Annotated in this window: 17 protein-coding genes, 2 tRNA genes, 3 rRNA genes and 1 pseudogene; 6 read left to right on the forward strand and 17 right to left on the reverse strand. The window is 43.2% G+C overall.

Translation table 11 applies throughout. The annotated features are described in order from the left end of the window. Window positions 1-270: 270 nt before the first annotated feature. The 4 genes from F967_RS11765 to F967_RS11780 are packed head-to-tail and all read right to left on the reverse strand — an operon-like array spanning window position 271 to window position 5,836. Window positions 271-1,431, reverse strand: a complete 1,161-nt coding sequence (locus F967_RS11765; RefSeq protein WP_004800081.1) for an acyl-CoA dehydrogenase family protein — start codon at window positions 1,429-1,431, stop codon at window positions 271-273. Between the two features lie 43 nt (window positions 1,432-1,474). Next, entirely contained in the window at window positions 1,475-3,088 is a 1,614-nt protein-coding gene (locus F967_RS11770) for an acyl-CoA carboxylase subunit beta (RefSeq protein WP_004800084.1), read from the reverse strand. Between the two features lie 3 nt (window positions 3,089-3,091). Further along, window positions 3,092-4,012 (reverse strand): SDR family oxidoreductase, encoded by a 921-nt coding sequence (locus tag F967_RS11775; RefSeq protein WP_004800087.1) that lies wholly within the window; start codon window positions 4,010-4,012, stop codon window positions 3,092-3,094. Between the two features lie 18 nt (window positions 4,013-4,030). Further along, entirely contained in the window at window positions 4,031-5,836 is a 1,806-nt protein-coding gene (locus tag F967_RS11780) for an acyclic terpene utilization AtuA family protein (RefSeq protein ID WP_004800090.1), read from the reverse strand. Window positions 5,837-6,030: 194 nt separating this feature from the next. On the opposite strand from F967_RS11780, the gene F967_RS11785 reads away from it, so the two are divergent. The 4 genes and pseudogenes from F967_RS11785 to F967_RS11800 all read left to right on the forward strand — a co-directional run bounded on the left by F967_RS11785 (window position 6,031) and on the right by F967_RS11800 (window position 8,693). After that, window positions 6,031-6,630 carry a TetR/AcrR family transcriptional regulator gene (locus F967_RS11785; protein ID WP_004800092.1) on the forward strand — a complete coding sequence of 200 codons (600 nt, stop codon included), beginning with the start codon at window positions 6,031-6,033 and terminating at the stop codon, window positions 6,628-6,630. A 35-nt stretch (window positions 6,631-6,665) separates the two neighbouring features. Then, complete coding sequence (locus F967_RS11790) at window positions 6,666-7,070, forward strand: YbbD-related protein (RefSeq protein WP_004762126.1); 405 nt, start codon at window positions 6,666-6,668, stop codon at window positions 7,068-7,070. 249 nt (window positions 7,071-7,319) lie between these two features. Further along, window positions 7,320-7,937, forward strand: coding sequence for a DUF6915 family protein (locus F967_RS11795; RefSeq protein WP_004800094.1), 618 nt, complete (start codon window positions 7,320-7,322; stop codon window positions 7,935-7,937). A gap of 17 nt (window positions 7,938-7,954) precedes the next feature. Beyond that, window positions 7,955-8,693, forward strand: a pseudogene (locus tag F967_RS11800) (hypothetical protein). Window positions 8,694-8,764: 71 nt separating this feature from the next. Here the strand turns inward: F967_RS11800 and F967_RS11805 are convergent. From F967_RS11805 to F967_RS11850, 10 genes are all read right to left on the reverse strand, one after another. Next, entirely contained in the window at window positions 8,765-9,934 is a 1,170-nt protein-coding gene (locus F967_RS11805; RefSeq protein WP_004800097.1) for an acyl-CoA dehydrogenase family protein, read from the reverse strand. Between the two features lie 91 nt (window positions 9,935-10,025). Continuing rightward, the gene (locus F967_RS11810) at window positions 10,026-11,189 is read right to left on the reverse strand and encodes an acyl-CoA dehydrogenase family protein (protein WP_004800099.1); all 1,164 of its coding nucleotides are present in this window, start codon (window positions 11,187-11,189) and stop codon (window positions 10,026-10,028) included. Between the two features lie 225 nt (window positions 11,190-11,414). Beyond that, window positions 11,415-11,529 (reverse strand): 5S ribosomal RNA (rrf, locus tag F967_RS11815). Window positions 11,530-11,724: 195 nt separating this feature from the next. Beyond that, window positions 11,725-14,618, reverse strand: a 23S ribosomal RNA gene (locus F967_RS11820). 451 nt (window positions 14,619-15,069) lie between these two features. Then, a tRNA-Ala gene (locus F967_RS11825) sits at window positions 15,070-15,145 on the reverse strand. A 71-nt stretch (window positions 15,146-15,216) separates the two neighbouring features. Beyond that, a tRNA-Ile gene (locus tag F967_RS11830) sits at window positions 15,217-15,293 on the reverse strand. Window positions 15,294-15,457: 164 nt separating this feature from the next. Next, window positions 15,458-16,994, reverse strand: a 16S ribosomal RNA gene (locus tag F967_RS11835). The 16S, 23S and 5S rRNA genes sit together here with 2 tRNA genes alongside, the layout of an rRNA operon. Window positions 16,995-17,365: 371 nt before the next feature. Continuing rightward, a complete protein-coding gene (locus tag F967_RS11840) occupies window positions 17,366-18,427 on the reverse strand; it encodes a DUF6670 family protein (RefSeq protein WP_004800102.1) in 1,062 nt (353 codons plus the stop codon). A 16-nt stretch (window positions 18,428-18,443) separates the two neighbouring features. Next, window positions 18,444-19,277 (reverse strand): CDP-diacylglycerol--serine O-phosphatidyltransferase, encoded by an 834-nt coding sequence (pssA, locus tag F967_RS11845; protein ID WP_004674635.1) that lies wholly within the window; start codon window positions 19,275-19,277, stop codon window positions 18,444-18,446. Window positions 19,278-19,316: 39 nt separating this feature from the next. Next, entirely contained in the window at window positions 19,317-20,174 is an 858-nt protein-coding gene (locus F967_RS11850; RefSeq protein WP_004674634.1) for a 23S rRNA (adenine(2030)-N(6))-methyltransferase RlmJ, read from the reverse strand. 118 nt (window positions 20,175-20,292) lie between these two features. On the opposite strand from F967_RS11850, the gene F967_RS11855 reads away from it, so the two are divergent. Both F967_RS11855 and F967_RS11860 read left to right on the forward strand, forming a co-directional pair. Beyond that, on the forward strand, window positions 20,293-20,901 hold the full coding sequence (locus tag F967_RS11855; protein ID WP_004800103.1) for a 2OG-Fe(II) oxygenase: 609 nt from the start codon (window positions 20,293-20,295) through the stop codon (window positions 20,899-20,901). 64 nt (window positions 20,902-20,965) lie between these two features. Further along, a complete protein-coding gene (locus tag F967_RS11860; protein ID WP_004674632.1) occupies window positions 20,966-21,493 on the forward strand; it encodes a hypothetical protein in 528 nt (175 codons plus the stop codon). Window positions 21,494-21,517: 24 nt separating this feature from the next. Here F967_RS11860 and F967_RS11865 read toward each other — a convergent pair whose 3' ends face one another. The 3 genes from F967_RS11865 to F967_RS11875 form a co-directional block, all read right to left on the reverse strand. Next, window positions 21,518-21,760, reverse strand: coding sequence for a DUF2789 family protein (locus tag F967_RS11865; protein ID WP_004674631.1), 243 nt, complete (start codon window positions 21,758-21,760; stop codon window positions 21,518-21,520). A 156-nt stretch (window positions 21,761-21,916) separates the two neighbouring features. After that, the gene (locus F967_RS11870) at window positions 21,917-22,903 is read right to left on the reverse strand and encodes a malate dehydrogenase (RefSeq protein WP_004674630.1); all 987 of its coding nucleotides are present in this window, start codon (window positions 22,901-22,903) and stop codon (window positions 21,917-21,919) included. Window positions 22,904-23,071: 168 nt separating this feature from the next. Next, window positions 23,072-23,710: a ribonuclease T2 family protein gene (locus F967_RS11875; protein ID WP_004762139.1), complete on the reverse strand. Its 639-nt coding sequence runs from the start codon at window positions 23,708-23,710 to the stop codon at window positions 23,072-23,074. Window positions 23,711-23,764: the final 54 nt, after the last annotated feature.

Genomic DNA, 23,764 nt, shown 5'->3' on the forward strand with positions numbered 1-23,764 from the left:
TCACGCGTGATTAGCTTTGGCGGTACGCACCACAGCGTCTATATCAATCTCATCAACTTGATGATGTTTTTATAAAGATTTTAAAACTATTGTTATAGGTAAAATATTTCTTTTTACTATCGGGATAATGCAAAGCCAAACTTTAGCCACTTGAGCTATACCAATCTTTCACTATTTTTAATTTTACCTTCCTAAATCCTCCCTACCACGATGCCTAAGCCACATCTCAGGGAAGATTTAGATATAGGTAAAATATAAATTAACCCTAGATCACCCTTTCTGCTTCTTCGGCAGAATATCCATCAACTTACAGATAATTCCTAACATGATCTCATCCGCACCACCGCCAATCGAACCAAGGCGACCATCACGGTAGAGCTGAGACGCTGGGTTTTCCCACATAAAGCCATTGCCACCCCAATATTGTAGGCAGCTATCCGCCACCTCACGGGTTAAACGTCCTGCCTTGAGTTTTGCCATCGAAGCCATCATGGTGACATTCTCCCCTGCGATATGCTGCTCACAGGCTTGATAAGTCAATGCTTTGAGGGCTTCAACTTCGGTCATCAACTCAGCAAAACGGAAATGCACATATTGGTTATTAATCAGTGGCTGACCAAATGTCGTCCGTTCTTTCGTATAATCAATGGTTTGTTGAATCACATTTTCCAGACCACCGACTGCATTTGCACATGCCCACATCCGTTCTTCCTGAAACTGCATCATCTGCATCATGAAGCCCATACCCTCAGCACCCACCAGATTGCGTTGCGGCACACGGACATTATCAAAATAGACTTGGGCGGTTGTGGTGGAGCGCATTCCCAACTTATTCAATGGTTCTGAAAAACTAATCCCTGCGGTTTTGGCTGGAACAATAATCATCGATTTATTGACATGCGGCTTGTCATCAGAGGTATTGGCAAGCAGGCAGAAGAAATCTGCTTGCAGTGAATTGGTAATCCACATCTTGCTGCCATTAATGACGTAATCATCGCCATCTTTTTTTGCGGTGGTTTTAACCGCTGCAACATCTGAACCTGCATGTACTTCTGAAACTGCAATTGATGCTACATATTCACCACGAATGGCAGGATTCAGAAACTCCTCTCTCAGCTCCTTGCTACCAAAACGGGCAAGGGCTGGTGTTGCCATATCGGTTTGCACACCAATTGCTAGAGGCACACCACCACATGCCGCACGCCCTAATTCTTCTGCCACCACAAGGTTATAAGAATAATCTAGACCTAAGCCGCCATTTTCTTCAGGTTTACAAATACCCAGCAAACCCAAGTCTGCCATTTTTTTAAATACATCATGGATTGGGAAACGTCCTGCCTCTTCCCATTCTGGAATAAATGGATTGAGTTCATTTTCTACAAACTGACGTGCGGTACGGCGTAAAGCGTCATGCTCTGCGGTAAATTTCATGGTTTTGTCCTAAATATTTTTATTGCCTAAATTTTGTATTGAATTAGAAACGTGAAACGCCAAATCGTGTTGGATTCAACTCACGTTGCTGTGCTTCATAAATGGTCTGTAACAAGAAGATAAGTACTTTACGTGTGTCTCTAGGATCAATAATGCCATCATCATGCAACATTGCAGTGTTGAACAATGCAGTTGATTGCTGTTCCAGTTTCATTGAGGTACTTTGTTCCAGAAAATCCAGCATCTGTGGATTCGGCTCCATGCCTGAAGCCTTCTGTTTCCCCTCAGCCACGATACGCAACACTTTTCCTGCCTGTGCTGAACCCATCACTGCAACATGTGAGTTTGGCCAAGCAAAGATAAAGTTAGGGGATAAACTACGTCCACACATGGCGTAGTTACCTGCTCCATAAGAACCAGCAACAATGATCGAGATTTTGGGTACAGTCGCGTTGGCAACCGCTTGGATCAGCTTGGAACCATGCTTGATAATGCCGTTTTGTTCAGCATCCGTTCCGACCATAAAACCCGTGGTGTTATGCAAGAATAAAAGTGGTCGTTGGGTTTGTTCACACAGATGAATAAACTGCGCAGCCTTGACCGCCCCCTGCGGTGTGATTGGTCCATTATTGGTGATAATGCCGATATGTACCCCACCCATTTTTGCCCAACCACAAACGGTTAAAGCATCGTACTCCTGTTTAAATTCCAGAAAATCAGAATCATCAATAATCCGTGCCACCACTTCTTTCATATCAAAAGGTTGCTTTGGATCCTGTGGAATAATGCCTAACAGTTCTTCTGCTGAATAACGAGGTTCCTTGTAGTCTTGATCGAGACTTTTGGTTTGTTCTTTCCAGTTCAGATGCTCAAAAATTTCACGGGTAATACGAATGCCATCAGCATCATTTTCAGCCAGATATTCCGCCACGCCTGACACTTGGGTATGCATTTCTGCACCACCGAGTTCCTCAGCCGTTGCAACTTCACCTGTTGCTGCTAACAATAATGGTGGGCCAGCCAACAGCATTTCGGTTTGCTTACGGATGGCAATCACATAGTCAGATAGACCTGGTTGATATGCACCACCTGCGGTGGCATTACCATGCACCACCGAAATCTGTGGAATCCCTGCCGCAGACATTCGTGCTTGATTAGCAAAAGTCATACCACCATAAGTAAATACTTCGGCTGCATAGTTTAAATTTGCCCCACCACTTTCCGTTAAGGTCACAATCGGTAGTTTTTGTTCAAGTGCGATTTTCTGTAAACGTAAGGTTTTCTGTACACCCATCGGTGACATCGTACCGCCTTTGATTGCGCTATTACTGGCAGTGACCAAAGCACGAACGCCACTGACAAAACCAATTCCCGCGATAATACCACCACCCGCTTCAGAGCCATCTTTATCATCATGCATGTTATAGCCAACGAGACCGCATAGCTCGACAAAAGGTGAATCAGCATCGAGAAGTAAACGTACACGTTCGTGTGGAAGAATTTTACCTTTCTTATCAAACTTCGGTTTTGCTGCATAAGACTTATCAATACCTTTTTGCTGTACGGCACGCACTTCTGTAATTTGGCTTAATAAAGCATCTCGATTTTGTTGGTATTGTTCACTACCGACTGCAATTTCAGATTGAAGAATAGTCATGATTTAATCCTTGTTTGCATCTTGCGCTTGGGCAGAGTGTTGCTCTGCTTTTTCAATCTGATCTTTGAGCACATCAGGAATAAATGCACGATGAAAGCCATTAAAAGACTGGCTATTGGTTGCATCTGCTAGCGGATACATCCGTGTTCCTTGTGAAGCAGCACCATCAACTCTTAATGTTACCCCTGAAACAAATGCAGCAGCATCAGACAGTAAGTAACAAATCGCTGAAGAAATCTCAGACTCTGTACCCATCCGTTTTAAAGGCACATTGCCAGCCAAACTTGGAATAATAAATTTGGCAAAGTCACCACTGTAGTTATCCATACCAGAAGAAATGATCCAGCCTGGTGCGACACAATTAACTCGAACACCTGAACGCCCCCATTCAACTGAAGCGGTTTTGGTCAGATTGTCCACGCCTGAACGCGCCGCACCTGAATGTCCCATTCCTGGCATACCGCCCCACATATCAGCAGCCATATTGACAATGCTACCACCATGTTTTGCCATCCATTGGTTATAGGCTTCACGCATCAGGTAAAAAGTTGCATGCAAGTTATTACGCACCACCGCATCAAAGCCATTGGCAGAAATACTTTCAAGTGCAGATGGAAATTGCCCACCTGCGTTATTGACTAAGCCATCTAGCTTGCCAAATTTTTCAATCACTTCAGCAATCATGTTTTTGACTTGTTCTTCATCACGGTTATCACAGACGATGAAACCAATTTTGCCACCATCCTCTAAAATTTCTTGGCTGACTTTTTCTAGCTTTTCAATTTTGCGGCCAGTGATCACCACCTGAGCGCCTAAAGAAGCCAATTCGTGTGCGGTACAACGGCCAATACCCGAGCCACCACCTGTCACGATAATCACTTTGTCAGTAAATGCATCTGCCCTGAAAATTGATTGGTAACTCATTTGATTTACATCCTTTATTTATTTTTCTAACAGTTGTACTGGTACTTTGACTGGCATATCTAACAATTGCTGTGCAAAAGCCTTACCCTGTGGATCAATACGCAAACTAGCCATCCCGCCGCCACCCAATGCATTTTCCAACATAAAATTCAGTGCATTCATGGCTGGCAATTCATAACGAATCACTTTTGATTTTTCAGGATCAAGTACATGCTGCATATATTCTGCAACGGCTTGCTCCGTCAGGGCTGCCCGAATCCACGGTAGATATTCTGCTTTACGGGCAATCACCCCAATATTGCTATGGTTACCTTTATCACCACTGCGCGCATGTGCCACTTCAATTAACGGCACTTCAATTTCATCACCTTGATAAATTGCAACTTCACCCACTGAATGCAGATTAATATCTTGTGGAGTTAAGCCAGTTGGAATCTCAACAGCATGACGTTGCCTTGCAAAATCGACCTCAACCTTGATTTGATCTTTATCAATTAGGAAAGAGAAAAGTTTAACCACTGCCGAAGCTTTAGGGCGACCACCGACAATGCCTGCCAAAGCAGGTGCCATGCCTGTAGATGCCTGTGCAATTTCAGAGGCAAAAAACATACAGGCTTCTTTAAACATATGTTTGACGGCAATTTTGACCACCACCTCACGGCTATCCTTGATTCTTGAATGTGAACCATAGGTACTTTCAATGCCTAGGATTTCGACGGATTTTTCACTAAATGGTGGGACTGAACGCAGAGCCAAGACACGTTCACATTTATTTAAAATCGCATCAGCAATAGTTTGTGCTTTTTCAGGTGCTTCACGTCCTACTATCAGGAAACTGACGAGAACGCGATAACCATCGGCATAGGTTGCACTAACTTTATATTGCCCTGTTGGTGCATGACCTGTAGCTCCCATCACCTTAACCCGATCTTCACCCACCTGTTCTAAATGGACTTGGCTAAAGTCAGCAGTCACGTCAGGCAAGAGATAGGCTTGTGGATTACCAATTTCATAAACAATCTGCTCTGCCACAGTCGCAGTCGAAACCAATCCACCTGTAGCTTGTGGCTTGGTCACAATAAAGGAAGCATCGGCACTGACTTCTACAATTGGAAAGCCCATATTGTCAAAGCCCTGTACTAAGCGCCAATCAGTAAAATTACCACCTGTACATTGAGCACCACATTCAATCACATGCCCTGCCAATGAGCCTTGAGCCAACTTATCATAATCATCGAGTGACCATTTGTATTCATGCAATAAGGGTGCAAGTACCACAGCCGAATCAACCACTCGACCTGTAATCACAATATCTGCACCTAAATCCAAGGCATCGCGGATCGCAATCGCCCCTAAATAGGCATTACTGCTGGCTACATGATGTGGTAAAGCTTCGCCATTAAACATTTCCTGAATATTTTGTTTCAGTAAATCAGCATGTTTAGGTAATACAACATCCCCAAGTACCACAGCAACTTTTAAATCTAATCCTTTTTCATCAATTATTTTTTGTAAGGCATCACGACAAGCTAAAGGATTAACACCACCTGCATTACTAATGACTTTGATTTTTTTCTCAGCAATTTTATTAATCAGTGGCGACATGACTCGGCTAACAAAATCTAAAGCATAACCATGATTTGGATCGGTCATCATTGCCTTTGCCATGATAGACATAGTAATTTCTGACAGATAATCAAAAACCAGATAATCAATATCACTCAGATGGACCAACTGAAATGCGGCTGTGTTGGTATCACCCCAAAACCCTGATGCACACCCAATTTTGACTACCCTCTGGTCATCCTGCTTGACGCTTGTCATGAGCTTTCTCATTGTTATTTCTAAATTGCTCCAACATTACCAAGCAAGTGCTTGGTTTGTAAAGTACATAATGATATGCTGTATTGGCAAAAATAGACAAACTCAGGCAAATGCTTGTTATAAAAAGATAGGACAATTCATGAAATGAATTTTGTTACAATGCTTACTAGATTTAATAGGATAGACAGACTGGCATGATCGCAACTTCAATTGAGCAAATACCTAAAATTGTATGTTTTGACGATAGTCCACGTGGACGCTTGCTGCTTGGTGCCGCCTATCTGTTTTATAAACAGGGTTATGATAAAACCACGGTTCGCCAACTCGGTGAGTTTATTGGTATTCAGTCAGGCAGTCTATTTCATCATTTTAAAAGTAAAGATGATATTCTCGCCACGGTAATGGAGCAAACCATTATCTATAACTTTGCCCGTTTAAAAGAGGCGGCTGAACGCTCCAATGACCCTCAACAACAATTACGCGACTTAATCAAGGCTGAACTGATTTCCATTACTGGTGATACTGGTGCGGCTATGGCTGTACTGGTACATGAATGGTTTGCCCTCTCTAAAGAGAAACAGGAATATCTGCTTAAAATGCGTAATGAATATGAGCAAGTTTGGCTCAGTGTGATTGAAAAATTACGTGCCCAAGGCAAGGTTAAGCATGATGCCTTTATCTGGCGACGTTTGGTTGGTGGTTCTATTTCCTGGTCGGTCACGTGGTATAACCCAGATGGTAAAGTCAAAGTGGATGAACTGACTGAAATGGTTTGGGAAATGGCACTAAAATAATGAATAATTTCCTCTTATATTTTTGAGCAAAATATATGCAACGAACATTTATAATCTTACTTTCCAGCCTAATACTCGGTTGTACAGATGATATCGTTACAACCAAATTTACAGATTTGCGGCATGCGAAAGTTGAACATGCTTTTGAACGCGGTTGGTTACCTCCAATTTTACCGCCCAGTACAAAAAATATTGTTGAAACAAATGATCTAGACTTGAATAAAGGTAACGGCTCTTTTACTTTTTCACCAACAGACCTAAAGTATTTTAGCGATCAAGGTGCAATTCCAATTAAAATAAGTACTGTAAATCATGGTACAAAAAAGGAAATGCAGGATCAGGGGTTTCAAATTTTCGTATATGCTAAAGATTCATCACTTTGGTATATAGCAGTTCATCCAGAAGGGAAAGGAAACTATTGGATTGAGTTAATAAGATAGTCTCCCAAATATAAATATCTGTAACCAGACTGTTTACTAATCAAGTCTTTGATAATTTCTTCAGCGCTGCCGCCACTTATATATTCAAACTATCAGCAATACATGGTTAAAATAATTCAGTTAAATGATGACTTTTACTTTAATAAAACAAACGACACAACTTAACGCCTAACCAATTTGCTCTATTCTCGTTCAAATTAAAAACTGCTATTCTGCTTAAACATCAAAAGATTACAAGAAATAGTAAAAATGAATCCAGTTCAACATGCCAATATTTCAGTGAAACGTCGTGGGGGCGAGCTTGAAGATTATATTGATATTCATGCGCTAATCGACAGCACAAAAATGCTATGCACTGACAATCGCCATCGTATCTTGCATACTTTTTGGGGAGTTCAAGAAGTGATTATCCCGATTTTTGGACATCACTTTGAAAATAGTGCGGGAAATAGCATTGAAGTTAAAGACCTTTGTGAAAAAGATCATCTGTTAGTTGATTTCCATCACCGCTTTATTCCAACGATAGGAGACTTCGTTGCTGCAATGCAGGATATTCCTACGTATGGACTGGCTAAACGCCTCGAAAAATTCCACTCAGATGTGATTGATGATCCAAAGCTATCAGCAACATTACTCTCTCCATTATCAGTGACAGGACAACTAAAATCTTTACTGATCACTCACAATAGTTGGTTTATCAATACCATTCTGCCAATGATGGGAAAAAGCGAAGCTAAATTTATTGATTTTGATATTAGTCCAGACTTCTTTTTCAATCCAATGCGTTTTGAATTCTGGATGGACAATGGGATGACCTTCCCGCCAAGTGCAGCCAAATTGCAAGACTTAAAAATGAAAATCGCTTAATTTAAGGGGAAATAAAAATGAGTACTATCCAATACGTTATTCGTCAAAACGACTTTGCTTACAATGATGAATGGCATCTGACTAATTGTGTTTCAACTGGGGCGATCAAGCAGATTTATACAGATAAAGCTGAAGCAGAAAAGGCATACAAATCATTAGTCGTTGAAGGCTTATACTATGATGAACTATGTAACTATGATATTGGCAATGGTGAAGCAGATGATGAAATCTACGAAAAACTTGAAGCTTTAATTTTAGAAAAAACAGGAAAAACTTTTAATATAGATGATGGTGAAATTCCTAAATTGAATGAAGATGATGCTTTTGAATTTGCTAAAATCTCAGGTATTGTCTGGTACCAATTATTGGAAGTTGATGCATCACAACCTTGCTATGTACTCTGGATTAACTCTGAAGAAGACTATTTTAGTGGCTATGAAACTGGCAGCATCATTTCAAGTCAAGATGAAAACTTTGGTGATGTTTCTTGGGAATCCAATATTTATGCGATGGATTATGAGTTTGAAGCACTCTTCGACAAGCCACTTTCCGAATTAAGCGACAGCCCAGACCTGTTTAAAGCCTTTATTGAGCAAACACCAGATATTCGTTACCATGCCGAAAAAGACAGCATCATTGGGATTTTCCCTAGACAGTATAGAATTTATTCACTTAAAAGCCTTAAACTCCTTTCTTAAGCAACCGATATTTGAAATCCGCCAAGTCACTTTAGAACAATTGGCTGAATTAGAATAATCAACCAAAGTGAAATTAAAAAAGTGCGGTGTTTTGACCGCACTTTTCACTTGTTATAATCAAACCAAGAATTAATAGCCCAATTGGCGACTGATCAAGTCTTTCATAATTTCTTCAGCACCACCACCAATCATATTCACTTTGACTTCACGATAAATTCGTTCGGACTTCGTTCCACGCATAAAACCCATTCCACCCAAAGTTTGCACAGCAGCATCCGCACAAAATTGCATAGTACGAGTCGCTACATTTTTTGACATCGAAATTTGTGCAATGAGGTCTGCTCCCTGTAACTCTTTCTGTCCCATACGGTAGGCTGTATCTTCCAGCAATGCCCGCGTTGTGGTCAGTTGCGTTGCCATATCCACCAGTTTATGCCGAAGCACCTGATGGTCAATCAAACGCTTGCCAAAAGTCTGACGCTGTTTTGCCCAATCCAATGCCTCTTCATAACATACCAACGCATACCCATACGCCATTGCCGCCAACCAAAAACGCTCCATATTAAAGTTGTTCATAATCACTTTAAAACCTGCATTTTCTTCGCCTAATAAATGGCTAACAGGCACTTTGACATTGTCAAAATGTAAATGTGCGGTATCCGATGCCCACCAGCCCATTTTCTTTAACGGTGATTTGCTTATCCCATCACTATGGGCATCGACCAATAACATGGAAATGCCTTTTGCCCCTTTAGCATGAGGATCGGTTTTGACTACAACGGTATAATAATCAGCCCGAATTCCTGAAGTGATAAAGGTTTTTTCACCATTCAGAATATAGTAATCACCCTCTCGAACGGCTTTGGTTTTAATGGCTGCCACATCAGAACCGCCACTTGGTTCAGTAATAGCCAAAGCCGAGATTTTTTCGCCAGCAATAATCTGAGGCATCACCTGATCCCGAATTCCAGGTTGAGCAAAATGATGAATCGGTGGTGTACCAATACTATGAATCATCAGGGAAATATGCACACCACCTGATGCCGCTTTTGCCATTTCAATCGCTGCCAACATCACATAGAAAGCATCAGCATCAGGAATGCCGCCATGTTCAGCATCAAAACCCAAGCCCAACAAACCGACACTTGCAGCCTTTTGATAAAGCGCTCGTGGGAATGTTCCTGCTTCGTCCCATTCATTAACATAAGGTGAAATTTCTTTTTCTACAAAGCGTTTTACACTATCTGCAAAAGCTCGATGTTCTGCTGTGTAATAAATCGGGTTGAATAAACCATCCATGCTCTTTTTCCTAAATTATTATTAACTTATTGTTGTATGAATCAGGCTTTAAACCAATCTCCTCATGATCTAAAGCTCTAAAAGATTTCGATTAATAACCAAGTTGGCGACTGGCAAGATCTTTCATGATTTCCTCTGCCCCACCACCAATCATGTTCACTTTCACTTCACGATAAATTCGCTCAGATTTTGTACCCCTCATAAAGCCCATACCACCCAGTGTTTGTACTGCAGCATCGGCACAGAATTGCATGGTTTGCGTTGCCACATTTTTGAGCATACAAATTTGTGCAATCAGTTCATTGCCCTGTAATTCAGACTTGGCCAAACGATAAGCTGTATCTTCCAACAGGGCATGGGTTGAGGTTAAACGTGTTGCCATATCCACCAGCTTATGTCGAACCACTTGATGATCAATCAAACGTTTACCAAAAGTCTGACGCTGTTTCGCCCAATCCAAGGCTTCCTCATAACAGACCAGTGCATAGCCATAACTACTTGCAGCAAGAAAAAAACGCTCCATGTTAAAATTGTTCATAATCACAAAGAAGCCCATATTTTCTGCACCAAGCAGGTTTCTGGCTGGCACACGCACGTTATCAAAATGCAAATGTGCTGTATCCGATGCCCACCATCCCATTTTATCCAGCTTGGATTTGGTGATGCCCTCACTATGCGCATCAATCAACAGCATAGAAATACCATTTGCCCCTTTGGCATTAGGATCAGTACGTACTGCTACTGAATAATAATCTGCTCGAATACCCGATGTAATAAAGGTCTTTTCACCACTGACAATATAATCGTTACCATCTCGAACCGCTTTGGTTTTTAAAGCCGCAACATCCGAACCACCGCTAGGTTCAGTAATTGCCAATGCAGAGATTTTTTCTCCTGACAAAATTTGTGGTAAAACTTCAGCCTTGACCTCTTCTTGAGCAAAATGCTGAATTGGTGGTGTTCCAATCGCATGTGAAAGCAATGATGCAGCCAAACCACCTGATGCGCACTTCGCCAACTCCACTGAGGCAAGCAGAGTATAAAATGCATCCGTTCCCGCAATACCACCATAATTTTCATCAAAGCCAACACCCAGCAAGCCTATATCAGCGGCCTTTTTATACAGCTCACGCGGAAAAGTTTCCGCTTCATCCCATTTAGTGATAAAAGGACTAATTTCCTTTTCAGTAAAGCGCCTAACACTCTCAGCAAAGGCTAAATGTTGCTCGGTGTAATATAAAGGGTTGAGTAGCATGCTTGCTTCCTAATAATTATTGATCATTGTTTTCGAGTATTTAGTGAGCTCTAAGGTATCAAAACCATAAAAACCAAGCAAGCGCTTGGCAAAATTAAAAGTTAAAAAATACTTAGAAAAGCCAGTAAAAATGAGGAAACTATTAAATTTTCTATTAACTGTTTAAACAAATAAGAAATAAAAAACACCCCCTCTGCATTAGCGGAGGGGGTATTTGAATTTAAAAGCTGGCGATGACTTACTCTCACATGGCAAACGCCACACTACCATCAGCGCGAAGAGGTTTCACTTCTGAGTTCGGGAAGGGATCAGGTGGTTCACTCTTGCTATTGTCGCCAGCAAACTGTTGTGGTGTTTTGGGGTCTTATTGATCATGTTGTGTTTTCACTTCATGTCTGCCTTACTTACGAACCAAAGAGTTATTAACGGATTAGATATTGAGTCTAACTTTGTGTTCAGCATTTTAACTAGTTTTCACACTAAATCAAGTTGTGTATTGAATTTATCTTGAATACAACAACTGTTTGGGTGTTGTATAGTCAAGCCTCACGAGCAATTAGTATTGGTCAGCTTCACACGTCACCGTGCTTCCACACCCAACCTATCAACGTCCTGGTCTCGAACGGCTCTTTAGGAGGCATAAAGCCTCGGGGAAATCTTATCTTGAGGTAGGCTTCCCGCTTAGATGCTTTCAGCGGTTATCCCTTCCGAACATAGCTACCCGGCGATGCGACTGGCGTCACAACCGGTACACCAGAGGTTCGTCCACTCTGGTCCTCTCGTACTAGGAGCAGATCCTCTCAAATTTCCAGCGCCCACGGTAGATAGGGACCGAACTGTCTCACGACGTTCTAAACCCAGCTCGCGTACCTCTTTAAATGGCGAACAGCCATACCCTTGGGACCTGCTTCAGCCCCAGGATGAGATGAGCCGACATCGAGGTGCCAAACACCGCCGTCGATATGAACTCTTGGGCGGTATCAGCCTGTTATCCCCAGAGTACCTTTTATCCGTTGAGCGATGGCCCTTCCATACAGAACCACCGGATCACTAAGACCTACTTTCGTACCTGCTCGACTTGTGGGTCTCGCAGTTAAGCGCGCTTTTGCCTTTATACTCTACGCGTGATTTCCGACCACGCTGAGCGCACCTTCGTACTCCTCCGTTACTCTTTAGGAGGAGACCGCCCCAGTCAAACTACCCACCAGACATGGTCCTCGTCCCGGATAACGGGACAGAGTTAGAACCTCAATATTACCAGGGTGGTATTTCAAGATTGGCTCCACCGAAACTAGCGTCTCGGTTTCAAAGCCTCCCACCTATCCTACACAAGTAAGATCAAAGTTCAATGTCAAGCTGCAGTAAAGGTTCACGGGGTCTTTCCGTCTAGCCGCGGGTACACCGCATCTTCACGGCGAATTCGATTTCACTGAGTCTCTGCTGGAGACAGCGCCCCCATCATTATGCCATTCGTGCAGGTCGGAACTTACCCGACAAGGAATTTCGCTACCTTAGGACCGTTATAGTTACGGCCGCCGTTTACTGGGGCTTCGATCAAGAGCTTCGCTTACGCTAACCCCATCAATTAACCTTCCAGCACCGGGCAGGCATCACACCCTATACGTCCACTTTCGTGTTTGCAGAGTGCTATGTTTTTAATAAACAGTTGCAGGGGCCTGGTTTCTGTGGCTGCCAATAGCTCAAGGAGTAAATCCTATCACCGTCGGCAGCGTACCTTCTCCCGAAGTTACGGTACCATTTTGCCTAGTTCCTTCAGCAGAGTTCTCTCAAGCGCTTTGGTCTACTCGACCTGACCACCTGTGTCGGTTTCGGGTACGATTCCTATGTAACTGAAGCTTAGAGACTTTTCCTGGAAGCATGGTATCAGCCACTTCACTGTACAAGTACAGCTTGCTATCAGTTCTCAGCATACAGTACCCCGGATTTGCCTAAGATACATGCCTACAACCTTCCACCTGGACAACCAACGCCAGGCTGACTTAACCTTCTCCGTCCTCTCATCGCATTACATAGAAGTATTGGAATATTAACCAATTTCCCATCGACTACGCCTCTCGGCCTCGCCTTAGGGGTCGACTCACCCAGCCCCGATTAACGTTGGACTGGAACCCTTGGTCTTTCAGCGTGCGAGTTTTTCACTCGCATTGTCGTTACTCACGTCAGCATTCGCACTTCTGATACCTCCAGCATACTTCTCAATACACCTTCATCGGCTTACAGAACGCTCCCCTACCACTTGCAATAAATTGCAAATCCGCAGCTTCGGCATATAGTTTTAGCCCCGTTACATCTTCCGCGCAGGCCGACTCGACTAGTGAGCTATTACGCTTTCTTTAAAGGGTGGCTGCTTCTAAGCCAACCTCCTAGCTGTCTATGCCTTCCCACATCGTTTCCCACTTAACTATAATTTTGGGGCCTTAGCTGGCGGTCTGGATTGTTTTCCTCTTGACTACGGACGTTAGCACCCGCAGTCTGTCTCCCGGATAGTACTCATTGGTATTCGGAGTTTGCATCGGTTTGGTAAGTCGGGATGACCCCCTAGCCGAAACAGTGCTCTACCCCCAATGGTATTCGTCCGAGGCGCTACCTAAATAGCTTTCGGGGAGAACCAGCTATCACCGAGTTTGATTAGCCTTTCACCCCTATCCACAAGTCATCCCCTGGCTTTTCAACGACAGTGGGTTCGGTCCTCCAGTTAGTGTTACCCAACCTTCAACCTGCTCATGGATAGATCACCCGGTTTCGGGTCTACACCCAGCAACTAAACGCCCTATTAAGACTCGATTTCTCTACGGCTCCCCTATGCGGTTAACCTTGCTACTGAATGTAAGTCGCTGACCCATTATACAAAAGGTACGCAGTCACCGAACATGTCGGCTCCCACTGCTTGTATGCATGCGGTTTCAGGATCTATTTCACTCCCCTCACAGGGGTTCTTTTCGCCTTTCCCTCACGGTACTGGTTCACTATCGGTCAGTCAGGAGTATTTAGCCTTGGAGGATGGTCCCCCCATATTCAGACAAGGTTTCACGTGCCCCGCCCTACTCGACATCATCGTATATGCCCTTTCGTGTACAGGACTATCACCCACTATGTTTGCACTTCCCAGAGCGTTCCACTAAAACATACATAACTTAATGGGCTAATCCCCGTTCGCTCGCCGCTACTGAGGGAATCTCAATTGATTTCTTTTCCTAAGGGTACTGAGATGTTTCACTTCCCCTCGTTCGCCTTGCAACACTATGTATTCATGTTGCAATACCTACCTTATGGTAAGTGGGTTCCCCCATTCAGATATCTCCGGATCACAGGATATTTGCCGCCTCCCCGGAGCTTTTCGCAGGCTATCACGTCTTTCTTCGCCTCTGACTGCCAAGGCATCCACCACATGCACTTAATTACTTGACTATACAACCCCAAACAGTCGTTAACACATACAAGTGAGTGTTATCGTTGCAAACTTAATTGCTACTGGTTTGTTGTCTGTGAATTTAATCACCATACAGCTTCAATCTAAATTCATATACCAAAACGCTTGATTCAGTGTTTTTGCTAGTTCTCATTTCTAACAACTCAGCTTAAAGAATTAATTCTTCTTGCTTTGTTATTGAATGAGTGAACAATTTATTTCAGACTCAATTTTCTAATCTGTTAATGATTAACTACAGCCTCGTCAGCTTGCAGTAAACTGTGATAAATCACAGAAGTTAATAAATCTAAATCAATCTCTTGATTCACCTTATTTATTAAGTTCTATAATTTAAAAATATCTTTCACTACCATATTAGATCAGATACTACGCGCAGCATAGCTGCTTGTCTTGCGCTTCGGCAAAGCGTTGCTTTGCTGATCGAAGCTCTGGTGGAGACTAGGAGAGTCGAACTCCTGACCTCCTGCGTGCAAAGCAGGCGCTCTACCAACTAAGCTAAGTCCCCAGCTTACAATCATAATGAACGATATATCTTCTCATCTAGTAGCTTGTGATTATTCATCACTTCGTCAGTAGTGGTGGGTCTGACAAGACTTGAACTTGTGACCCCACGCTTATCAAGCGTGTGCTCTAACCAACTGAGCTACAGACCCTGAGAAAGTTTTAAAGCTTCGCTTTAAAAGTTTCGCAAGACAAACAGCTTCGCTGTGCGTAGTGTTTGACTCTCGCTCTTTTTTAAAAGCTTGACTCTAAATCTTCAAAGACATATCTCGAAGAACAACTTGTTGTGGATTCTTACCGATCGTCAATCTTTCGTTAAGGAGGTGATCCAGCCGCAGGTTCCCCTACGGCTACCTTGTTACGACTTCACCCCAGTCATCGGCCACACCGTGGTAAGCGTCCTCCCTAAGGTTAGACTACCTACTTCTGGTGCAACAAACTCCCATGGTGTGACGGGCGGTGTGTACAAGGCCCGGGAACGTATTCACCGCGGCATTCTGATCCGCGATTACTAGCGATTCCGACTTCATGGAGTCGAGTTGCAGACTCCAATCCGGACTACGATCGGCTTTTTGAGATTAGCATCCTATCGCTAGGTAGCAACCCTTTGTACCGACCATTGTAGCACGTGTGTAGCCCTGGCCGTAAGGGCCATGATGACTTGACGTCGTCCCCGCCTTCCTCCAGTTTGTCACTGGCAGTATCCTTAAAGTTCCCATCCGAAATGCTGGCAAGTAAGGAAAAGGGTTGCGCTCGTTGCGGGACTTAACCCAACATCTCACGACACGAGCTGACGACAGCCATGCAGCACCTGTATGTAGATTCCCGAAGGCACCAATCCATCTCTGGAAAGTTTCTACTATGTCAAGGCCAGGTAAGGTTCTTCGCGTTGCATCGAATTAAACCACATGCTCCACCGCTTGTGCGGGCCCCCGTCAATTCATTTGAGTTTTAGTCTTGCGACCGTACTCCCCAGGCGGTCTACTTATCGCGTTAGCTGCGCCACTAAAGCCTCAAAGGCCCCAACGGCTAGTAGACATCGTTTACGGCATGGACTACCAGGGTATCTAATCCTGTTTGCTCCCCATGCTTTCGTACCTCAGCGTCAGTATTAGGCCAGATGGCTGCCTTCGCCATCGGTATTCCTCCAGATCTCTACGCATTTCACCGCTACACCTGGAATTCTACCATCCTCTCCCATACTCTAGCTGACCAGTATCGAATGCAATTCCTAAGTTAAGCTCAGGGATTTCACATCCGACTTAATCAGCCGCCTACGCACGCTTTACGCCCAGTAAATCCGATTAACGCTCGCACCCTCTGTATTACCGCGGCTGCTGGCACAGAGTTAGCCGGTGCTTATTCTGCGAGTAACGTCCACTATCCTAGAGTATTAATCCAGGTAGCCTCCTCCTCGCTTAAAGTGCTTTACAACCAAAAGGCCTTCTTCACACACGCGGCATGGCTGGATCAGGCTTCCGCCCATTGTCCAATATTCCCCACTGCTGCCTCCCGTAGGAGTCTGGGCCGTGTCTCAGTCCCAGTGTGGCGGATCATCCTCTCAGACCCGCTACAGATCGTCGCCTTGGTAGGCCTTTACCCCACCAACTAGCTAATCCGACTTAGGCTCATCATTTAGCGCAAGGTCCGAAGATCCCCTGCTTTCCCCCGTAGGGCGTATGCGGTATTAGCATCCCTTTCGGAATGTTGTCCCCCACTAAATGGCAGATTCCTAAGCATTACTCACCCGTCCGCCGCTAAGATTAGGTGCAAGCACCCAATCCCCGCTCGACTTGCATGTGTTAAGCCTGCCGCCAGCGTTCAATCTGAGCCATGATCAAACTCTTCAGTTTAAAATCATTAGTAGCTTATGGCTACAAATCTTGGCTCATCAATTTTCTGACTAAAAATTCGCTCAAATAAACTTCGAGTAATTTCTACCATCAATCAATGATAATATATCGATCAATCAATCAGTAAAAATCCACACAAGTTGTTCTTCTATTCTCTTAATGATCTTCTCAATGATTCGTCATCATCAAGCTAGGTCGGCTATGTTACCCTAAATCTCTTTAAAGTCAACCATCAATTTCAACTTTATTTTAAACCACTTTAAATAATTGATTTAAAACAACTTTCAATCAACAGCACCGCCGATGGAGTCGCATTATAGATCATTCTAAATACCTTACAACCCCTTTCTTTAAATTATTGCAACAACTGCCTACTTCTTGCACAAATAGGGTTGAAAATGTGGAATTTGGTCCATTATTTGTTCAGTCTTACTTTTTTCCTGCCAATGCAAGGGACGACAGTCGATGTATTCACAATAGCCTGAACCCTCATAATTTTCATTTTTCCAGAACAATTGGTAGTTGAAGCTTCCCACATAACCCGCTGCCAAGCCAAATTTATAGTCCCCTCGGCTTTGTGCCTGTAGATGAAAAACAACCTCATCATTTTCTTGATATTGCCAAATAAACTCTCTGGGCAAATACATTTCCCGACCATTCGGTGTCTGGATTTTAGGATAGACCCGTGTCACATCAAAAATGACCTGTTTCTCATAAAGTCGTGTTTCCTGTCCCGCAGACTGAATCTCAATTCTTGAAAAAACGATGTTGTTCCATTGGTTTCTTAGTTCTGAGAATACGATTTGTAAGTCTGGAGTCACCTGAATAATTTGATAAGTAAAAAAATTAAAGGCTATGAAAGGTAAATAAATTGCCCTGGCATGTTTTAAGATGCCCTGTGCCTCAATTTGGTATTTCTGTTTTTTGTAGGTGATTTCACCCTCACACTGGCATCTTGCATACCAATAGTCCGCTACACCCCATTGTAAAGCTGAATGATTTTCTATTTCCGCATGGGTATTTACCTTAAGCTGACAACTTAATTCTTCATCAATACGCTTAAAGTAATAATTGGGAAATTCTGCCTGAATATGGTCAACATCTAAAAATTGATAACGGTCCATTTCAAACTGACACTGTTCTTTGGCACTATAACTTTTGAGATGCCCTACAGTGGCAACACTACTACTGACCAAAACAGTTGCGGTATCAATAGCTGTGGTCGCAATTGCGCTGGCGTTATAACAGACAGGAATTCGTGGTTGCCCAATCAGGCTGATAAAGTTGAGATAATGAAACGGTTCAGGCAAGTTTGGCAAAATCAAGGCCTGATAGACAATCTTGAACAAGCCTTTTGGGGGATAAAAAGTTAAAGCATCTGTCTTATTCAGGTTCAGCAGCTTTAATTGATTGTTATTCATCAATATTGGCATACTGAACCTCCATTTTTTAGGTTGTTATTTTTGAATCATTCTTTTTGGCAAATAAAGTGGTTACCAAGCCTGAAAGAATATAGAGAATAGATACCATCAGGATTCCTACTGGAATGTTGTACGTGATTGCGGCAAAAATCAAGACCACAGGCAGCATCACAACAAAAGGTACACGTTTGCGGTCCATTTGTTTAAATGAGTAGTACTTGATATTTGAAATCATCAATAGGCCAATACCTATCATAACCACACAGTTAACAACCTGAACCACGATATCCTTTAAGTCAAAAACGAATGGAAAATCCTGTTCAACCCAGACCATTGAGATCACCGTCACCGCTGCAAGCGGGCTGGCAATTCCAATAAAGTAACGCTTGTCTACCACGCCAATCTGCACATTGAAACGTGCTAAACGGAATGCGGCACAGGCCGTATAGATAAAGCAACATGCCAAACCAATACGGCCAAGGTCATGTAAACTCCAGCTATACATCAGAATTGCTGGCGCAACACCAAATGCCAATAGGTCAGACAGTGAATCATATTGTTCGCCAAATGCACTTTGTGCCCCGATTGCGCGTGCAACACGACCATCCAGACCATCCAGCAATGCCGCCAGAAAAATGGCATAAATCGCCTGGTTAAAGTTTCCATTCATGCTTGCGATGATGGAATAGAAACCCGAAAGAAGTGCAGCAGTGGTAATCAGGTTAGGCCATAGATAGATGCCACGGCGTTTTACTTTCTGTCCCTCATGCGTCTGCTCTTCTTCTTCCACTTCAAATGTGATGCCATCGAAAGAATGGTCTCTATTATCTAAATCAGAATCTGGTTTAAGAGAATTTGTCATTATTTTCAATTCCTCGAGAATATCGTGACGGTGGTGGGCTTATTCACCCACCAACCAACGCACCGCAGCGTGACCACCATTTTCACTCATGCGCAAATGTGGGAATAGCCATTGTAGAGCCTGGTCCGCATCTTCTGAGAACTTCCAGGGTGGGTTGATCACCAACAAACCACAGCCATTTAACCCGACTGGTGTGTCATCTGGCCATACACAGATTTCGCACACCAACTGACGGCGAATCCCCGTCTTGAACATTTTCTTTTCAAAACGTTCGATCATGGCACGGTCTTTAATTGGATACCAAACCGCAAATACACCTGTAGGCCATTTTTTATAGGCAGTCTGCAACAGCTCAACCAGTTGTGGGAAATCTTTACGCTCGATCTCATAAGGTGGGTCGATCATGACCAAACCACGTTTTTCTTTAGGTGGAATAACACCCAACAAACCCTCATAAGCATCACGCTCATGCAAGCCCATACGTTTATCACGGATGTTGTGGCGTAATTGCTGGAATACATCACGCTGCATTTCAAACACAGTCGCTTTATCAATTTCACGCATCGCCTGCAAGGCAAACCACGGAGAACCAGGATAGCTGCCTTTGCCCTCTTCAGCACGCAGGCTTTCCACCAGTTTCAGGTATTCCTGAATGGCTTCAGGTGCCTGGCGTTTTTCCATTTCACCCAACTGTACCAGACGATGAATCCCTGTTAAGAACTCGCCAGATTTTTGCGCTGGCGCAAGTGATAGATCATACTTGCCCGCCCCGCCATGAGTATCAATATATCGATAAGGTTTATCTTTGGCATTTAAACGCGTGAGCAGTTGAAGCAAGAGTACATGCTTCATAACATCGGCAAAGTTACCCGCATGGAAATGGTGACGGTAATTCATGTTGACAATTATTCCTCAATTCAGAGGATAGTTTAACATGAAAATAGAGGCTATTCTTTAGCATTGATGTGATCACCTCAAATTGCCCTATAAACGATTAAGCGTGAACTGGAACTGTATGCAATCTTCTTCCCTCCCAAGCCACTGGAATCTGGACAAGATTCTGGATGATTTAAATGATGCTGGATTTGCCCTGATTGATGAGGTGTATCCAAATGAATATGTACAGGCTCTGGTAGATGAATGTAGTTTACATCTGGAACAGTTCAGGGCGGCAGGTGTACAGAATGGTGTGATGAGTCACATTCGTAGCGATCATATTTTATGGATTGATGATCAACTTCCCATTGCGCAACAACATATCCAGACTCTGGAACATTTATCCAAAGTTTTGAATCAGGCTTTTTATCTGGGAATTAAAGAGGTGGAGGCGCATTTTGCCTGTTATCACGCAGGTGAGTTTTATACGCTGCATCGGGATAATCCACAACAGAAAAATGACCGAATGATTTCAACCGTGTTCTATCTGCATAAAGACTGGCAGGAAGATTGGGGTGGTCAATTACGTTTGCAGGATAAGAATGATCAGTGGCATATCATCCAGCCCCTACCCAATCGCCTTGCGATCTTTCAAAGTGATTTATTACATGAAGTTCTGTTATCGAAACAACAGCGTTTATCCATCACCGCATGGCTACGAAGTGGAAACTCAATATGGAATGGTTAAATCCTTTAAATTACGAAAAACAGCCCGATATAACTCGGTATAACTGACGATTTTGGATCGATAAATGTCAAATGAAACCAAACAGGTGATTGCACGGATTGGTGAAACCGACCAACTTTATTTAAATGGTAATACCCCTGAACTGGCTTTGGAACGGGCTGAATTGCGTTTGCAACTGGTCTTGCTGAGCCATGTCCGTCAGGAACAGTTGCATTTTTTGCAGGAAGCGATTGTTCTACTTGAACAGGCTCGCATTGAATATGAAGAAATGCCTTTAAGTCTATATTTAAATCTGTCTTTATGCCTTGCAAAGGCTTATATGATTTATTTTGAATTGACTAAGGAGCAACGGTTCGCCTTAATTACTCAGCAAATTCTTAAACCTTTGGCTTATACCGAAAGCTTAGAGATTTATTTCTTTCTGGCTTATGCCTCAGCAGCGAAAAAGGAACAGGCATTAACCCAACATTGGCTGAAAAAGTATGTCTCCTGTTTAGACCATGATCTGGAACTGTTACAGGTTCACCCTGCATTTAGCCTTGCCCGTGAGAAAGAATGGTTTAAAACCCTGATTCGAAATAAAGCTCACTAATGTGAGCTTTATTTTTATGTGTGCCTATTGAGTGCTATCTAAATGCAGTTGCTGGTTAAGCTCATCAATCACAATGGCCCAGTCGTCATCTTTTTCCCAATGGCTTTTTAGGAAATCACGCTGGCCAGCACTCCAGAATTCAGCCTCATGTAGTTTTTGATCAGCCCCAAGCTGATGGGTTTTTACAAAACTTTCAATTGAGGCATCATCCGCCTCAAGTCCCAGTTGTTCAAATAAAAGCTTAAGCGTTGGTTGTTGTTCAAACATTGTTATTCTCCACATCATTATCTAGATCAAAATAATCTACCAGCAAATACTGATTACATGGAGAGTTATGTCTATATTTTCTTGTTGTTTTTTGTTTTTTATCGCAACAAAAAAGCACTCTCTTGGAGAGTGCTTTCAATTTATCACAAAGATAAATTATTTTAGCATGTCAGCAATTGCCGCACGTTCTTCTTCAAGTTCCTGAAGTGTCTTGTCCATACGTTCACGGCTGAACTCATCAATTTCAAGACCTTCAACACGGGTGTACTCGCCATTTTCACAAGTCACTGGTACACCGTACATTACGCCTTCAGGGATACCGTAAGAACCGTCAGATGGAATACCCATAGTTACCCATTTGCCATTTGTACCCAACGCCCAGTCACGCATATGGTCTATTGCAGCGTTGGCAGCTGAAGCAGCTGAAGACAAACCACGCGCTTCGATAATCGCAGCACCACGTTTACCAACAGTTGGAAGGAATACATCTTTATTCCATTCCGCATCGTTGATCTTGTCTTTCAAGCTTTCGCCATTTGCAGTTGCAAAACGGTAGTCAGCATACATTGTTGGAGAGTGGTTACCCCAAACTGTCAATTTCTCGATGTCAGCAACCGCAACACCCGCTTTCTGAGCGATCTGGGTCAACGCACGGTTGTGGTCAAGACGCAACATTGCGGTGAAGTTTTTCGCTGGAAGGTCTGGAGCAGATTTCATCGCGATATAAGCGTTGGTGTTTGCAGGGTTACCTACAACCAATACCTTAACGTTACGGCTGGCAACTTCGTTTAAAGCCTGACCTTGACCGATGAAGATTTCGCCATTTACTTTCAACAGGTCAGCACGTTCCATACCAGGGCCACGTGGACGAGAACCTACCAACAACGCATAGTCTGCATCTTTAAATGCAACCTTTGGATCATCAGTCCCGATCATGCCCGCCAATAATGGGAAAGCACAGTCATCAAGTTCCATCATTACACCTTTAAGCGCTTGTTGAGCTTTTTCAACAGGAACTTCAAGCAATTGCAGAATGACTGGTTGATCTTTACCTAACATTTCACCGCTTGCTATACGGAATAGTAAGCTATAACCAATTTGACCAGCAGCGCCTGTAACGGCAACACGAACGGGTTGCTTCATGTGATATTCTCCAGTGAGATGCGTTAGCACGATTGAATTTTCTTGTTCTTCAACCGAATTATCATAAACGGCAAAGATTGTACTCTAAAGCGAACATAGATGCATGTAAAAGAGAATGCATTTCAACAAAAGTCTGATAGAAAATACAAATTAAGCTAGAAAAAATGCCTAATAGCTGCCCTTGATGGTAAATTCGTTTGGACAGCCCGTGACAATATGGCTTGCACATTGTTTGTATTGCCCATTTTTCTGGTAACACACACGGATTTCCGTCAGGATGGAATCGAATCTGGAAGCCTGACAGCTAAAACGGATTCCGTTTGGTGGCAGGGATGGATTGAGCTTGGCAAATTGCTGACGCAGGTTTTCCTTTTGCACCTTAATGGTATTTGGACTGGTCAGGTCGGCAGGAATTTTCAGGCGCTCGGCAAAGTTGATCACCGTCCTGAAATACTGACTGGCATTCATAGGGACACAGCCGCCAACATTTTGCCAAAGTTGAACCCGTGCGTTTTCATCAGGCATAACCCGTGCGACAACTCTTGCCTGCAATGGGCTTAGTTTTGCTGAAGTCTTGGTTTCACAGTTTTTATTGACAGGCACTTCTGGCAGCAGACTTGAGATGGTTAATGAATAACCTTCAAGACATTTGCGCTGTTTCTGCTTCGATGTATCCAATGCACAAGCCGCAGGCGTCATTTGTATATGCATGACATAACCCACCAGATCGTTATTATCTGCTGCATATAATGGCGCACTGAATGATAGAACCAAGTAGCAGAACAGGCTCTGCAAGGTTAACAACATTGATCGCTTGAATATTTTTTTCAATTTCATCAAATACAAAAACTTCATTGTTTC

Source organism: Acinetobacter sp. CIP 102637 (assembly GCF_000368425.1).
In the GTDB taxonomy this organism is placed as follows: Bacteria; Pseudomonadota; Gammaproteobacteria; order Pseudomonadales; family Moraxellaceae; genus Acinetobacter; species Acinetobacter parvus.